This is a genomic window from Oscillospiraceae bacterium MB08-C2-2 (genome assembly GCA_035621215.1).
Lineage (GTDB): Bacteria > Bacillota > Clostridia > Oscillospirales > Ruminococcaceae > WRAV01.
In genome coordinates, this window is record CP141729.1 from 2,217,979 (window position 1) to 2,232,687 (window position 14,709).

16 protein-coding genes and 1 tRNA gene are annotated in these 14,709 nt (G+C 51.8%); 4 read left to right on the forward strand and 13 right to left on the reverse strand.

Translation table 11 applies throughout. The features are described from left to right. Positions 1–108 precede the first annotated feature (108 nt). A complete protein-coding gene (locus U6B65_09895) occupies positions 109–573 on the forward strand; it encodes a DUF6323 family protein (GenBank protein WRS26654.1) in 465 nt (154 codons plus the stop codon). Beyond that, the gene (locus U6B65_09900; protein WRS26655.1) at positions 563–1,456 is read left to right on the forward strand and encodes a DUF6179 domain-containing protein; all 894 of its coding nucleotides are present in this window, start codon (positions 563–565) and stop codon (positions 1,454–1,456) included. Before U6B65_09895 ends, U6B65_09900 begins: the two co-directional genes overlap by 11 nt. Before the next feature lie 109 nt (positions 1,457–1,565). Here U6B65_09900 and U6B65_09905 read toward each other — a convergent pair whose 3' ends face one another. From U6B65_09905 to U6B65_09960, 12 genes are all read right to left on the reverse strand, one after another. Then, positions 1,566–2,804, reverse strand: a complete 1,239-nt coding sequence (locus U6B65_09905; GenBank protein ID WRS26656.1) for a DEAD/DEAH box helicase — start codon at positions 2,802–2,804, stop codon at positions 1,566–1,568. A gap of 105 nt (positions 2,805–2,909) precedes the next feature. Continuing rightward, entirely contained in the window at positions 2,910–3,122 is a 213-nt protein-coding gene (locus U6B65_09910) for a cold-shock protein (protein ID WRS26657.1), read from the reverse strand. Between the two features lie 223 nt (positions 3,123–3,345). Then, positions 3,346–4,248 (reverse strand): TIGR01212 family radical SAM protein, encoded by a 903-nt coding sequence (locus tag U6B65_09915; GenBank protein WRS26658.1) that lies wholly within the window; start codon positions 4,246–4,248, stop codon positions 3,346–3,348. A 173-nt stretch (positions 4,249–4,421) separates the two neighbouring features. Then, a tRNA-Ala gene (locus tag U6B65_09920) sits at positions 4,422–4,497 on the reverse strand. A gap of 13 nt (positions 4,498–4,510) precedes the next feature. Then, positions 4,511–4,789, reverse strand: a complete 279-nt coding sequence (locus tag U6B65_09925) for a carbon storage regulator (GenBank protein ID WRS26659.1) — start codon at positions 4,787–4,789, stop codon at positions 4,511–4,513. A 175-nt stretch (positions 4,790–4,964) separates the two neighbouring features. Beyond that, entirely contained in the window at positions 4,965–5,381 is a 417-nt protein-coding gene (locus tag U6B65_09930; protein ID WRS26660.1) for a cytidine deaminase, read from the reverse strand. 33 nt (positions 5,382–5,414) lie between these two features. Further along, the gene (locus U6B65_09935) at positions 5,415–6,584 is read right to left on the reverse strand and encodes a phosphopentomutase (GenBank protein ID WRS26661.1); all 1,170 of its coding nucleotides are present in this window, start codon (positions 6,582–6,584) and stop codon (positions 5,415–5,417) included. Positions 6,585–6,897: 313 nt separating this feature from the next. Continuing rightward, positions 6,898–8,103: a putative glycoside hydrolase gene (locus U6B65_09940; GenBank protein WRS26662.1), complete on the reverse strand. Its 1,206-nt coding sequence runs from the start codon at positions 8,101–8,103 to the stop codon at positions 6,898–6,900. 72 nt (positions 8,104–8,175) lie between these two features. Further along, positions 8,176–8,769, reverse strand: coding sequence for an Rnf-Nqr domain containing protein (locus U6B65_09945; protein ID WRS26663.1), 594 nt, complete (start codon positions 8,767–8,769; stop codon positions 8,176–8,178). Between the two features lie 143 nt (positions 8,770–8,912). Beyond that, positions 8,913–9,569, reverse strand: a complete 657-nt coding sequence (locus tag U6B65_09950; GenBank protein WRS26664.1) for an Rnf-Nqr domain containing protein — start codon at positions 9,567–9,569, stop codon at positions 8,913–8,915. Then, positions 9,523–10,536 carry an RnfABCDGE type electron transport complex subunit D gene (locus tag U6B65_09955; GenBank protein ID WRS26665.1) on the reverse strand — a complete coding sequence of 338 codons (1,014 nt, stop codon included), beginning with the start codon at positions 10,534–10,536 and terminating at the stop codon, positions 9,523–9,525. Before U6B65_09955 ends, U6B65_09950 begins: the two co-directional genes overlap by 47 nt. Then, positions 10,526–11,596, reverse strand: coding sequence for a 4Fe-4S binding protein (locus tag U6B65_09960; GenBank protein WRS28937.1), 1,071 nt, complete (start codon positions 11,594–11,596; stop codon positions 10,526–10,528). The genes U6B65_09955 and U6B65_09960 overlap by 11 nt, the downstream gene beginning before the upstream one ends. A gap of 93 nt (positions 11,597–11,689) precedes the next feature. On the opposite strand from U6B65_09960, the gene U6B65_09965 reads away from it, so the two are divergent. Then, positions 11,690–12,268: an adaptor protein MecA gene (locus tag U6B65_09965; protein WRS26666.1), complete on the forward strand. Its 579-nt coding sequence runs from the start codon at positions 11,690–11,692 to the stop codon at positions 12,266–12,268. Between the two features lie 2 nt (positions 12,269–12,270). Here U6B65_09965 and rpe read toward each other — a convergent pair whose 3' ends face one another. Beyond that, entirely contained in the window at positions 12,271–12,939 is a 669-nt protein-coding gene (rpe, locus tag U6B65_09970; GenBank protein WRS26667.1) for a ribulose-phosphate 3-epimerase, read from the reverse strand. 403 nt (positions 12,940–13,342) lie between these two features. On the opposite strand from rpe, the gene U6B65_09975 reads away from it, so the two are divergent. Further along, positions 13,343–14,461 (forward strand): aldo/keto reductase, encoded by a 1,119-nt coding sequence (locus tag U6B65_09975; protein ID WRS26668.1) that lies wholly within the window; start codon positions 13,343–13,345, stop codon positions 14,459–14,461. The last annotated feature ends 248 nt before the right edge of the window (positions 14,462–14,709 follow it).

Consider the following 14,709-nt stretch of genomic DNA (forward strand, 5'->3'; position numbering starts at 1 on the left):
AAAAACGCCTAAATTTCAAGACTTGTAATGCGTTGCCCAAGGGTGTATATATAGTCATATGAAAACGAAACAGTAAGTATAGGGGGTGATCGTATCGAGCAAAATTTTTTGCCAATTCCTATTCAGGTACAGCTGGCTGCCGCCATGCAGGAGCTGGATGTGTGCAATTCCCTATCCCGCCACTACGGGCTGCTCCTGACAGAGAAGCAGATGCTCCAGCTGACCGAGCATCGGTTTCAGACACTGAAAGCCACCGGGCGGACCGAGTTTGGCGAGGGCATACTGAAAAAACTGGTCACTGCCTTCTGCGATTCTCCCTATATCACCCAGCGAAATTACGAAGAAACGCTGGGTGAGCTGCAAAGCATCTTTTATTACTTCAAGAACGAATCGGAAGATACTCTCTCCGACGATGAGCTGATCGAGGCTATGAAATCGGTGTTTGGCGGCAAAGCCCAAGGCTCACTGGACTATCTGGAGGGAACTGCGCTGGAGAATCTATGCCGCATCATTCGGGGCGGCGAGGCCGAGGAAGATGAGGAATCGCAGGAGGAAGAAGAATATGAAGAATGATCTGATCCCCGCTGACTCTTTTTCGCATCAGGAGCCTGGAAACGCCGACATATTGGCCGCACAGATCAAGCTATGGGAGTTTCTGGGCCGGCGGGTTCGTTCCTATACCATGGGGGACAGCAGCTCAGTGCGAACGGAAACCGCACAGGAGCTTTTAAATTCTGCCTGCTATCTGCTGGGAATTCATCTGGACGGTGATCCCTCGGCACTGAAAGCGGTGCTGGACTGGGATTTAGACATCCGCTTTAACGACGGTATTAAAACTGTCGAAGAAAAAATTAAAACCGCTCAAGACCTGTGGGAAGCGGCCTGTATCAGCCTCCCGCAGCTTGAAAACCTCTCTCTTACCAGCACCTTGCGCAGCATCGGCAGTTTTTCGAGGCGGTATCATTACCGCTATTTTGCCCACGAAATCCCCTGTGATATTGACTATCAATTGTGCCAGCCGGTTCCGGAAACGCTTTTGGGAGTGGATTATATACTGGAATATCTGCGCCGCATTGTAATAGAGCAAGACTTCCTCAGCCGCCTTGACCCGGCTTTGTGCGTGGGCGTGCTCAGTGCCTATTGCCCCGATTACAGGGGGCTGCTTATTAATCTTTACGAGCCGGTGGCAACCAACGCCATCGGGTTGGCGCTGATTGGGGGCGATATCCACAGGCTGAATGTTTTGCCCCAGGAACGTGAGCGCATGGAAGCATTGCTTAGGCCCCTGTCTAAAAAGCAGTCGGTGAGCTCACTGCGCTGCGCCGCTTCTGGGGTTTGTGAAGCATTGAATATCCGGCAGCCAGCGGCGCAGCGATATCTTAAAAAGTTAGCGGAGGATTTGTATCCCCGCATTCATGCTGCCCTTTCTGCGGGCAGTCTGGAAGGAATATTTTAACCTGCCAACTGTGAATGTTATATTGCTCAAAGAAAACAGCGCAGCTTTGCCTAAGCAAAAGTGCGCTGTTTTGTTGAATCCAGCTTATGTGGGTCATGGGGTTCCAGCCTTATGCACCTTTTCGATCAAAGGTGTTGTTGCGCTTCCAGGAACGGTTGCTGGCTCTGTGTTTTGAGGATTTATTATTCAAGGGTTTATTGCCTTTCACCGGAAACGAATATGCCTCCAGAGTGGTTGGCAATATGGTGGCTCTGGTGCTTGCCATAATTCCTTGAAGCTTGCTGCGTTCTCTGGGATAAATAAAGGTATAGGCCACTCCGCTGTTGTTTGCTCTGCCGGTTCGACCAATACGGTGGACATAGCTATCCGAATCGCTGGGAATGTCATAATTGACTACCACATCGATCCCGCTAACGTCAATCCCACGGGCAGCTACATCGGTGGCAACCAAAACCCTCACTTTTTTGTCACGGTAACGGCGCATCACCTTATCACGCTGGCTTTGGCGCAGATCACCATGAATGGCATCCGAGGGGTAACCTGCCTCAGTAAGCTGGCGGGCCAGTGTATCTGCCATAATTTTGGTGGCAACAAAAATCAGGGATAGACCGAACTTCTTTTCGCCCAACAAATGAATAAGCGCTGGGGTTTTCGCATTGCCTCTGATTTCCGAATAAAACTGCTCCACCTTATCAATGGTAAGCGTGTTCTGCCGAATGCCGATATACTGGGCATCCACTTGGTGGGTTGCAGCAATGTTTTTGATTTCGCTGGACAATGTGGCAGAAAACAATACAGTTTGCCGTTTATTGGGAATGCTTTGCAGAATGGTTCCAATATCATCCCGAAATCCCATATCCAGCATACGGTCTGCCTCATCCAGAACAATACACTGGATATGATTTAACCGAATGGTGCGCCTTTGCATATGATCCATCAGACGGCCGGGGGTGGCCACAATAATCTGTGGACGCCGCCGCAATGCCACAATCTGCCGTTGAATCGGATCCCCGCCATACAGTGCGAGAATTCCAACACCCGGTTTAAAGGCAGCTAACTGCTTTATTACATTTGTGGTTTGTGCAGCAAGTTCTCTTGTGGGGCATAAGATAACTGTTTGAATATTTCGGTTGGCAGGGTCGGTGTTTTCCACCACAGGAATTCCAAATGCAGCGGTTTTGCCGGTGCCGGTGGGAGCCTGCACCAATAAATCGCTGTGGCCAAGCATAGGCCCAATGGCCGCTTCCTGTACCGGGGAAGGAGTCTGAAAGTTCATTTTAGCAAGGCTGCGCATCAGCTCAGGGGAAAGATCAAATTTGTTAAACTGTGTAATAATAGTATTCTCCATTTCAATTATGTGGTTCTTATACGTTACATTCTTCTGGTCCATGGTATCTTAACGCAAGAAAAGCCGCCAAACCCAGTGGAGTTGGCGGCTTTTGGCATCGCTTTGTTACGCCACTCTGACGTTGACAGCACGCAGCTTGCGGCTATCCTTAGGATCCTGTTCGGTCTCAAAGGTGACCTTGTCGCCTTCATTCAGAGATTTGTAGCCATCACTCTGGATTGCAGAGAAATGCACAAACACATCATCACTGCCGTCATTATTTGTGATAAAGCCAAAGCCCTTTTCGGAATTAAACCATTTTACTGTACCGTTATTCATAACTGGTACCTCCAATAAATTATTTTGCATCCACCTCTGCACAAAAAATCACATGCTTTAGTAAATCATTAAACGAATCAATGACTTACAAAAACATGTGAGACAATGCTACATTTAGAATACTTTTTAAGTATAGCACGCATTCCATCAAATGTCAACCCCTTTTATGAAAAACATGCTATTGGAACGTTACATCTGTTGACAAAATGTTTAGCAATTCACGTTATTCCCTTGCTGGATGGATTTCTCTTGCACGGAGCACCCGATTTATGTCTGCGAGGACACGTTTCTTGTCGCCACTCCATTTGGGCGCAATCAGATCCCGCTTTGCGCCATCACCAGTGAGGCGATGAATAACCACATTTTCCGGCAATAGTCCCAATGCGTCAGCCAGCAATTCGTAATATTCGGCCGGTTCTAACGTTTGGAACTCGCCCCGGCGGTAGCTTTCCGCCAACTTCGTCCCCTCCAGCACATGAAGCAGCTGGAGCTTGATTCCATCGGTAAACTGCCCCACGTATTTCACGGTCGCCAGTGTATTGGCCCGGCTTTCATTGGGCAGGCCGAGGATAATATGGGTGATTCGATGGACGTTCAGCGCTTTCAAATCCGCCATTGCCTTTTCATAGACCGAGAGCGGATAACCGCGGTTGATGCGTTTTGCCATCTCCTCGTTTGAGGTCTGCAAACCCAGCTCCACCCAGAGGGGCTTTTTCGCCGCCAGCCGCTCCAGCATTGCCAATGCCTCTCCACCAAGACAGTCGGGCCTTGTTGCAATAGAAAGCCCAGCAATATCCGGATGCTCCGCCGCTTGGGTGTAGATGCGCTCAAGGTGCTCAAGATCACCGTAGGTACCGGTATAGCCTTGAAAGTATGCGATATACTTGAGTCCCTCGCCCTTAGCGCCGAGTATCCGCTTCGCCTGGTCGATTTGCTGTGAAACGGGCAGCCCGGCTGATGCGGCAAAATCCCCAGAGCCACCCGTGGAACAAAACACACAGCCACCCACGCCCACCGTACCGTCCCGGTTGGGGCAGCTAGTCGAGGCGGAGAGCGCTAGCTTATAGACTTTGCCCCCGAATAGCCGACGGCAATAGACGTTTGCGGTGAGGTAGGTATGCGGCATAGAGGACCTCCGAAAATTGCAACGATATTGGCATAAACACAATGGGAAGTTCTATTCATATGATTTATGTGGGCACAAGGAAAGGTGCTGGAAGTCAATTACGAGCCTATTGAGTATCATAAAGGTAAAAATAAAAACGGCAGTGGAATCATGAAAATTCCAGTGCCGTTTTTTGGTGGAGACGATCGGGATCGAACCGACTACCTCTTGAATGCCATTCAAGCGCTCTCCCAGGTGAGCTACGCCCCCAAAACAATTAATGCTATTTTCCAGAAGCAATCTCTCGCTTCTTACGAAGCATCTCAGACATAATTTCAGCTGATACAACCTGAACCGATTTGCTGGCTTCCAGATTTTCTTCCGCTGTTTGAAGAAGTTCCTTGCGCACAATGCGAATATCCCTTGGCGCAGAAATTCCAATCGACACCGCCTTGGATTTTTTGCTTTCACTGGCATCCGAAGCAAAGACATCCAAAATTTTGATCTCGATATTATCGCCAATAACAATGGCTTCTTCAATTTTTCGGCTTAAGATCAGCATGGCAGGCATCCTCTCTTTAAAGACCCTCGCTATACTTCAAGCTCTTGCCGCTGCGGGATGGCTCTTGCGGGCTGAACCGAAATTTATTATAGCATACCCGAGGCAAAAAAGCTAGTCCTATTTTCAACTTTTTTTGCAAATTCTGCAATTTTTATTTTTCGGCGCAAAATGCGGGTCACTCCATATTCTGAGGACCAAAACCATCGGGCAAAAGCTGTTCAAGCGTGGTTTCCTCCCAAGTATCCGGGCCTGTCACCAGCAAAAGACGAAGCTGGGGTTCAAATTCATAGAGAGCCTGCCTGCATACTCCACAGGGAGATACCCGGGCTGTGATCATCTCGGCCGGGTTATTCATGGGGCCGCCCACAATGGCCAAGGCAGAAAAGTGCCTCTCCCCCGCACTGACTGCCGCAAAAAGGGCGCTTCTCTCCCCGCAGCTGCTCACCGGATAGGCTGCGTTTTCCACATTGCAGCCCTGATAGACCCGGCCGCTTTCCGCCAGCAGTGCAGCACCTACCCCATAACCGGAATAGGGGCAATAGGCCCGCTCTCTGGCCTGCCATGCCAGCCTGACCAGCTCATAATCCCCCATACAAACTCTCCTTTCCCAATGCCTGCGTGCATTCTATTTCAGTATCTCTGCCAGAAAAGATTTTCCGGCTGTACGCACCGGCAAATCCAGATATTCCTGCACCGTTGCGGCGATATCGGCAAAGCTTTGGCGTGTGCCCAGATTCACCCCGCCTCGAATGGTATCCCCAAAGGCAAGCATGGGGACATACTCCCGGGAGTGATCGGTGGAAGGCGTGGAGGGGTCGCACCCGTGATCCGCCGTTATAATCGCCAGATCATCGCGATAAAGCTCCTTCATAAAGGGAACAAGCTGGCTGTCAAACTGGCTGATAGCCCGGGCATAGCCCTCGGTATCGTTGCGGTGGCCATACTGCATATCAAAATCCACCAGATTCACAAAGCAAAGCCCATGAAATTCCTGCTGTGCCATAGCCGTTGCCTGACGCATCCCCTCAGTGTTGTTGCGGGTGCGCAGAGCCCGTGAAATCCCCCGGCCCGCAAAAATATCAAATATTTTGCCCACTGCAACGGTATCCAGCCCCGCTTGGTTCAAATGATCCAGCAACGTGAAGGCTGGCGGTTCAAGGGAATAATCGTGGCGGTCGGCGGTGCGCAAAAAGTTGGGATACTCCCCCCGAAAGGGTCTGGCTATGATACGGCCCACGCCATGCTCCCCGGTCATGATTTCCCGGGCAATGCCACAGCAGCGGTAAAGCTCCTCCAGCGGCACCACATCGGTGTGAGCGGCAATTTGCAGCACACTATCCGCCGAGGTATACAGGAGCAGGGCACCGGTTTCCATGTGCTCCTTGCCGTACTCCGCCAGAAGCTGGGTGCCGGAATAGGGGCGGTTGCAAATGTATTCATGGCCTGTCTTTTCCCGCAGCAGGTTTAATATTTTAGGCGGAAAGCCGCCGGGATAGGTGGGAAGAGGCTTTGGCGAAACGACACCGGCAATCTCCCAATGGCCAATGGTGGTGTCTTTCCCCTTGCTGGCTTCTGCCATACGGGCAAAGGAAGCCTGCGGCTCCACCGCCGCCTGCCCCGCTGTTACGCCCTCTATGTTAAACAGCCCCAGCTTTTGCAGGTTGGGGGCACAAAAAGCAGCATGCCCCGCCACAGCCGCCAATGTATCACTTCCCTCATCTCCATACTGCTCTGCATCGGGCAAAGCGCCAACGCCAAAGCTATCCAGCACAATAACAAACACACGCTTTTTCATACTGATCTCCTCACGCCGGCCTGCTCTCCGGCAGGCATTAGACTGTAAAAACTGAACTTGAAAGAATAAAGGAGCCGCGGCCCCTTTATGGGTGTGCAGACAAAATTCTGCACGCTTTATGGGGGGCATCCAATGCCCCCCATATTCCCCCCGGATTGTGCCGCTCGGCGCAAAATGCAGAATTCCTTCGTCGAAATGAATTCGACTTCGGAAGAATTACCAACAAAAACTAGTATATTCCCAAGCTAAAGGCTGTTATGTCCACAATCGAATCACGGAATCGCAGCCCCTTTATTCAATGCATTTTCTGCGTTTATCCTAGGGCTAGGGTATAGCTGCCCTGCTCATTGTATAGGATATAGCCCTCTGCACCAGTGGGAGCAGCCTCCACCATAGGCAGAAGCTCCACCTCACCCGCAGGGCGCTGAGCGGCTTCCAGCTGCTGTTGGGCATAAGCCAGCCCCGCCTGCGCCAAGGGCTTACCTGAACTGGTAAGCGTGTTGATAAGAGCCATGCTCATCTGTCCCGGCAAAAGCCCGATTACCGCTGACCGGCCCACAACCGCCGCCGGTGAGCCGCCATACAGGGAAAGTGTATCCCCGCCTTCAAAGACTCCGGCTCCAAACGCCACCGAAAGGCCGGAGCCCTTGGTTTTCAGAGAGCCTTCCAGCTCATCCACAAAAGCCCGAAGCACTTGTGCCCGGGTAAGGTTCCCGGTATCGGTTCCAAAATTGGCATTAACCCCGGTGCTGTAAGCCGGGAACTGAACTGCCTCAAAGATGATATGTGACACACCGCTTTCAGCCGCTTCCAACGCCAACCCGCTCAAATAGTCTCTGGCAGCGGAGGAATAAGGGTTCATCCATGGCTTACCGCCGTCCTCTTTGGCCGCATCCAGCCAAAGCCACGCCGTATCCCGATAGGTTATGGCATACTGCCGGTCAACCAGACAGGCCAGCGGGTCCTGAAAAGCAGTCATCTTGCCGATCAGAGTCAGGTTTTTCTCCTTAAGCTGGGCTGAAAGAGCGGCTAGATCCAAGGTGGTTTCGTTTTTGCTGTTCAACTGGCTGACCTGCGGCAGAGCGGAATCAAACAAAACCTTGCCCTGCTCATCCTTGAGCTCCACCATAACCGCATTGATGGAAGTATTCCCCAGCTTATCCAGAAATGCTTCCAGCTGCTGGGGCTCCGCCGCAATCCCATGGGGGAGATAAACCGCACGCAAAGTGCCAAGGCTTACGGCTGCCGGGGCCTGGGGCTGGGAAGGCTCTGACGGCTCAGGCACCGAGGATTCAGCCGGCTGGGGCTGAGAGGCAGGCTCCGATTCCCGCGGTTCCCAAATAATGGAGGGGGTGCTCATAATCCAGTTATAGAACGGCTTATAAACACTCATTCCTACAAAGAACAACGCCACCAAGCCCACCACCGTTAAAACCACAGCGAAAGGGTGCGGCCTTGCCTTATAGGTATCCCTGCCGATACGGAGGCGATTTCGTTTAATTTTAAATTCTTTTGCCATATCCAGTTCTCCCGGTTTCGTATACTGGTAACCACTCACAAAGGGGAATTACTTTTAACAAAGGAACCATGCTTAGGTGGGAAGCTCATGACCCACCAGGCTGAAAATCGCCAGTGAAAGCAGGCCGATATAAAGCAGAACAATGGGCAACCCCCGAAAGGCCCGGGGCACATGACTGATGGAAAGCCGCTTGCGTGCCAGATAAACGATTAACATCGCAGCAGTAAAGCCCATCCCTGTGCCAAAGGCATAGCCTATAGTCTGGGCCAGAGTATGCCGCTGGCTCAAGGACATATAAATAGCGCCAAACAAAGCCGAATTAAAAGAGGCCAGCGGCAAAAGAGTCTCCACGCTCTTAAAATAAGCGGGCAGATATTTTTTGCACAGCAGGTATACCCCCGCATAAACAAGGCCCACCATCAAAGCAAAGCAGATCGGCCGAATATAAGGAGCGTAAGGCCTGCCCTGAAAAAACAGCCCCACCAAATAGGTCAAAAAAGAAGATACGGTGGAAACCGTTGTCATCAGCCCGCCATATAGTATACCCATTTTAATGGAATTGATGGAAAGAGGTGCCTTGCTCAAACCCAACCCACGGGAAAGAAGTGCATTCTCCCCGGCGGCAGCCGCCAAAGCCATCAAGAAAAACTGTACAATCGCTTCCATAATAAAGAGTGTTCCTTTCACATGCGTTTGCGTATAAAAAGACCATGAAGAGAAATGGCCTTTCGTGTACCGATCGCTGTTTGACCATAGGCAAAGAGCGATCACCACATTGAGCCGGTGTAATTATTCACCTTAATTCCAAGCTAAATGCGGTTGCGGTTGGTCAGCAGCAAAAGCCCCAGAACCCTTCTGTTGAGAGATCGGAAAAACGCCACCATAACACCAACCAATATAAACCCAGAAAAAGGGGTTAACAAACCCCGCAGCTTAAAGCCCCACGGCACGGCTACACCCCAAATGGTTCCGTTGCCCGCCACTTCCCGGAAAAAGGAAAGGGAGCAGACCACAAGGGCAAAGCCCATAGCGCTGGCAAAAGAAGCCGCCAACGCTGCTTCAACCGGGGTTTTGCGATCCATGGTATCCGCTTGCAGCAGGGTCATGGAGTTGATGGACAGCAGATACAGATACGCCCCCATGGAGTTGGGAATATCCTGAAAAAGCCGCACAATCACGGCCCGGGCCAGAACCATAAACACCGTGGAAATCATGACATTGGCCAGTATACGCAGCCAGCGGGGCATGGGTAGATTCTTTTTAATGAGCAAAGCCAGCAGCATGGTGGGCAGATGAATCATCATCATTTCCAGAGCCATAGATACACCATTTTTCATGCTGGTTGTGGCCACCACAGCAAAGGGCAGCGCAAGCCCCATGGTGAGCACCGGGTTGTTCCGAAGCAGATAGCCGCTGTATTTATGCTTTTTTCGGTAATTTTTTGCCGCTTGCAGATTCAGATTCAAACCGTTTCCTCCTCACTTTGCTGCTGATTCTTTCAATGAGCATATCAATGGGCCAAACCGCCGCATTCAGCAGCAGCAGGGCAAAGGCAAATTCCTCTTCATAGCCGCCATACCGGCGGAACAGCATCACCACAATGCCGGCCGATACCCCATAAACCAGCTTGGAGACATTCCGCTTGGGGGTGGTCACCGGATCACCCAGCAAAAATACACCGCCAAACAGCAGGATGCCGGAGGTCATCTCATAAACCACCGAAAGGCTGCGTCCCCCAATTAATCGGGGAAACAGCCATGAATAAGCCGCCACCGTGCTCAAAAAAGAGATGGGCAGAGTCCAGTGAACGGTATTTCGGAATACCAGGTATAAAAGACAGGCAAGGATTACTAGAATATTAGTGGCGCCCATAGGCCCGGGGAAATTCCCCAGCAGCATGCTCAGGGCCTCATACTGAGGGCGGCCTCCCAGCCCCAATGTGTAAGCCGGGGAGGAGGAAAAAATCTTTCCGCTCAGATCGGCAAGCACATCCATCCGCTCCAGCGGCAGTGGATACTGGAACAGCTTATCGCCAAAGCTGACCACCACAAAGGCAAAACCACCGGCCGCCGGGTTGAACACATTCTGGCCGGTTCCGCCAAAAGGATGCTTGACCACCGCTATGGCAAAAATCCCGGCCACCACCACAATGTGGTAGGCGATGGAGGCGGGCATCATCAGGGGCAGCACCATACCGGTGATGATGCTGGAATAATCCCGGATGTTGATTTTCTTTCTGGCCAGCAGCAGGCAGAGCAGCTCGGTAATCACGCAGGTTACCACCGAAACCACACCCAGCGCAACCGCCCGGGGCCCATAAAAGAACAGGGCCATGGCATAAACAAAGCTCAGCGCCAGCATGGTATTCACCGAAAGGGTACGGGTGCTTTCCCCGTGGCGGATATGAGGCGGCATAATACTTTTAGTCTTCAAAGCCCTCCACCTCCTCTTCTGTGGTCATGCGGCTGCTTTTCACCAGACGCCCGGCCTTTTCCACCGCCAGCGATACATCCAGCTTAGAGGGGCAGATATAGCTGCAGGTGCCGCAGCCGATGCACAGATCCGGGTCAAAGGTTTCCAGATCCCGGTAATAGCTGTGCTCCACAAATTTATAAATGTACATGGGGTTAAGCCCCGCCGGGCAAACCTGCTCACACCGGCCGCAGCCAATGCACCGGTAATGGCCGTCCCGGCTGTTTTCGGCAAAGGCCAGAATGGCCCGGGTGCTGCTGGTGATGGTGGTGCGGTCGCAATCGATAACAGCAACGCCGGTCATGGGGCCGCCGCACACAATGCGGCTGGGCTGGCCCACCAAACCCACACGCTCCAGAAGCTGGGTCACTGTCATACCGATGGAAACCTCATAATTAGCGGCATTGGCTACACAGTTGCCCGCAACGGTAACAAATACGCTGGTCTGCCGCTTGGCCTGATGAACCGCCCTGTGCAGATGGATCAAGGCACAGCTGCCCACCAAAAGCTTGCGCTGCTGCGCCAGCCCGCTGAGCTTGACATACCGGGGCTCAGCCGGATAGCCTCCCCGCAGGCGCAGAACCGGCACCGGGCCAATAAAGGCCGGAATGCGAACCTCTAAATCGGTGAGCATTTTATAAACAGCGATAATGCTTTCAGTGCTGCCCACCGCTTTCTGGCAGAGCTGCAAGCCGCTTAGAACCTCATCCGAGCATTTGAGCAAAGGCCCCAGCTGGCTGGAAACATAAGGCTCATCATCTACGGCATCCACAATGATAATTTCCGCTTTGTTGCGGATCGCCTTCATCAGCTTGCGGAACAGAGGCTTTCCATCCCGCTCGTCCACAATCTGGGCCAACCGGGCGGCTTGAATGATTTCCTCCCCTGTTATGTGATCAGGGTCGGCCGCAGGCCTTTCCTCCAGACGCAGCGCATCGGTCTGGGGATTGACAAATCGTATAATCGGCCGGGAAAGCGCAGGCTCCTTATGCTGGAGCAGCACGGTCCCTTTGGTAAACATGGCTGACACTGAGTGGGTGCCCTCCTAACTATTTTAAGAGTAATATGCGTTTAAGACGGTTGCTGAGCAAATCCTTTTGAGAGGCGGGATCGAGTGGAGATTATACTGGTCAGCCCGGAAAAGCTGAAAATCATTCTCACCCGGCAGGATATGAATAATCTCTCGCTGGAGTATGAAGATATGGATTACACCGATCTTCAAACCAAGGAGGTCATTGTGAGCCTGCTGGAGCAAGCCAAAGAGCAGGCAGGCTTTAACCCCAAAAACACCAAGCTTTTCATTGAGGTTTACCCCACGCAGGAAGGCGGCTGTGTGCTCTATTTCACCTCTCACAGCTCAGGGAGCTGGTATGGGGGGCCAAAAAAAGGCTATCAGGTGGGCCCCATTATTTTTGAGTTTGAAGATTCAGAAACCCTGATTCAGGCGGCAATCCGGCTTTTTTCCCGGTATTCCCATCGCATCTACAAAAGCTCTCTTTACCTTTACGGCCAGCGCTACCGGCTGATTCTCTATCCGCTGGATTACAGTGACCGGCTCAGTGTATTCTTTTTGGGGGAATACGCCAAAAGAGTGGGGGAGGGGGAAATTCTCGCTGCCTTTATTCAGGAGCACGGCAAGGAACTGGCCGTCGACAATGCCATTGATCTGCTGGCACGGTATTTTTCCCAGTAGACTTAGGCTTGCACAGCCTCCTGCGCTTTTTGGCGCAGAGCGCTGACTGCTGCCTTATAGTCCGGCTTGGAAAACAGGGCAGAACCTGCCACCAGCACATTGGCGCCCGCTTCTGCTACCAGAGGAGCGGTCTTTTCGTCAATGCCGCCATCCACCTGGATATCAAGGGCAAGACCCCGCCGGTTGGCTTCTTCCCGGATCGCCCGGATTTTGGGCAGCATATCCGCCATAAAGCTCTGCCCGCCAAAGCCGGGCTCCACGGTCATAACCAGCACCATCTTCAGCCGTTCCAGATAGGGGAATACCGCCTCAGCTGGGGTACCCGGTTTCAGGGAAATGCCGGCCTCCACACCCAGACGATCCAGCTCATCCAGAACAGCAGCTGTTTCATCCTCGGCTTCCAGATGAAAGGTGACCCGGTCGGCTCCTGCCTTTACAAAATCCGCCCCATAGGTCAGGGGACGGGAAATCATAAGATGCACATCAAAAAAAGCATCGGATTTTTTGCGCAGAGCTGCAATCACCGGCATGCCAAAGGAAATATTGGGCACAAAATGCCCATCCATAACGTCCAAATGAATCATATCCGCTCCGCCTGCCGCCATCAGGGCGGTTTCTTCCCCAAGACGGGAAAAATCACAGGCCAGCACCGAAGGTGAAATTTGAATCATAAGTTCTCCTCAACTCCGGAAGGCGGTTCCCTTCCGGACATTTTATTTTTGCCAAAGTCTGTACCGCAGGTTGGAAATGCCGAAAGCAAATCCCGGCAAATCGATACAGTTTCCCATATACATTGTAAACTAACAGCCTTTAAAGGTCAACCGCGCAGTTGTTAAAAAATATTTTGCTCCCCTTATTTGACAGCTTTTTTAGCCCTTGGATATTATTTACAGAACCCGACGCCCTAAAATGGAAAATATCCTGATAAATTAAAGCCCACCTGTTTTGGAGGCTATATTAAATTGCCTGTGGCTCTAATTTGTGTTATCCTGAATTCAGAGAAGTTTTTGCTCTCTGCCGTGCCCGGCAGCGGGGGTTTGCGGGGCATAATTTTGATGCGGGATGTGTGATGAAATGGTAACAAATAAAATGGATAAGCTGGGGGTCACCACCTCTCGGCTGGGCTTTGGCTGCATGCGCTTTCCTATCCTGCCGGATGGAAAAATCGACCGCCCCAAAGCACAGGGAATGCTGGACTATGCCTATGATCACGGTGTTAACTATTACGACACCGCTTATGTCTACCACAATCAGGAATCCGAATCCTTTCTGGGGGAGGCTTTGGCCAAATATCCCCGGGAAAGCTTTTATCTGGCCACCAAGCTGCCAGTGTGGCTCTGCGAAACACGGGAGGATGCCGACCGGATTTTCCACGAGCAGCTGAACCGCTGCAAAACCGAATACTTTGACTTTTATCTGCTCCATTCCCTTGATGGCGAGAGATGGCCCCACTGCGAAGAGCACAAGTTCTATGACTACTTGCTGGAACAGAAGGCACAAGGCAAAATCCGGCATCTGGGCTTTTCCTTCCACGGTGCCTATGAGGATTTTGTAACCATCGTGGATGCCCACCCATGGGATTTTGTGCAGATTCAGATCAACTATATGGATGAAGAGGTTCAGGATGCCCGAGCCTTCTATGACAAGCTGTTGGAAAAGGACATTCCCTGCCTTGCCATGGAACCCATCCGAGGCGGCTTCCTTTCCCGCCTTTCGGAGGATGTGGCTCAGGTTTTCACCGACTATGATCCTTCCATGAGCCAAGCGCAGTGGGCTCTGCGCTGGTGCCTCAGCCAGAAAAACATTAAGGTCATCCTTTCCGGTATGAGCACACTGGAACAGGTTCAGGAAAATGTAGCCACCTTCACTCCCGGGGATACCCTGAACGAAGAACAGCTCGAGTGTATCACGCTGGTGCGGGAAAAGATTTTGGCTGTTAAGGCGGTTCCCTGCACCGGCTGCCGCTACTGCATGGATTGCGGCTTCGGGGTGGATATCCCCGGTGTTTTCGATGCCTACAACCAATATATGATGTTTAAGAACTCCATTCAGGGTTACAATCAATATTCAGCTCTGGGCAGCGGACAGGGCAGCGCCTGTGTTGCCTGCGGCGTCTGCTCCCCTCAATGCCCGCAGGGTATCGATATCCCCGCAACCATTGAGAAGGCACACGCCAAGCTGTCGGTGCTTTAGAGGCTTCGCCTCTTTCGTCGGGCATTGGTGAAGGAATGCCCTTACCCTTGTGCTCGATGGCAATGCTTATGGCAGCTTCCCCCACAATGAAGGAGAACCCTTTTCTTTGTTACTTTTCTTTTCTTAAAAGAAAGGGTGCCCATGCGGCACAAGCACGACTTACTTTTCTTTTAAGAAAATTAAGCAAAAGAAAACCGTGTTTTTATTTCCGCCGGAGGCTGGAGGGGGTTCATGGGGGAACTAGTTCC

Bases quoted from the DNA above. Each gene is read 5' to 3' on its own strand.
- U6B65_09945 (WRS26663.1), bottom strand. From the start codon at position 8,769: ATGGAAGCGATTGTACAGTTTTTCTTGATGGCTTTGGCGGCTGCCGCC.
- U6B65_09925 (WRS26659.1), bottom strand. From the start codon at position 4,789: ATGCTGATCTTAAGCCGAAAAATTGAAGAAGCCATTGTTATTGGCGAT.
- U6B65_09935 (WRS26661.1), bottom strand. From the start codon at position 6,584: ATGAAAAAGCGTGTGTTTGTTATTGTGCTGGATAGCTTTGGCGTTGGC.
- U6B65_09940 (WRS26662.1), bottom strand. From the start codon at position 8,103: ATGGCAAAAGAATTTAAAATTAAACGAAATCGCCTCCGTATCGGCAGG.
- U6B65_09910 (WRS26657.1), bottom strand. From the start codon at position 3,122: ATGAATAACGGTACAGTAAAATGGTTTAATTCCGAAAAGGGCTTTGGC.
- U6B65_09975 (WRS26668.1), top strand. From the start codon at position 13,343: ATGGTAACAAATAAAATGGATAAGCTGGGGGTCACCACCTCTCGGCTG.
- U6B65_09905 (WRS26656.1), bottom strand. From the start codon at position 2,804: ATGGAGAATACTATTATTACACAGTTTAACAAATTTGATCTTTCCCCT.
- U6B65_09900 (WRS26655.1), top strand. From the start codon at position 563: ATGAAGAATGATCTGATCCCCGCTGACTCTTTTTCGCATCAGGAGCCT.
- U6B65_09915 (WRS26658.1), bottom strand. From the start codon at position 4,248: ATGCCGCATACCTACCTCACCGCAAACGTCTATTGCCGTCGGCTATTC.
- rpe (WRS26667.1), bottom strand. From the start codon at position 12,939: ATGATTCAAATTTCACCTTCGGTGCTGGCCTGTGATTTTTCCCGTCTT.
- U6B65_09930 (WRS26660.1), bottom strand. From the start codon at position 5,381: ATGGGGGATTATGAGCTGGTCAGGCTGGCATGGCAGGCCAGAGAGCGG.
- U6B65_09960 (WRS28937.1), bottom strand. From the start codon at position 11,596: ATGTTTACCAAAGGGACCGTGCTGCTCCAGCATAAGGAGCCTGCGCTT.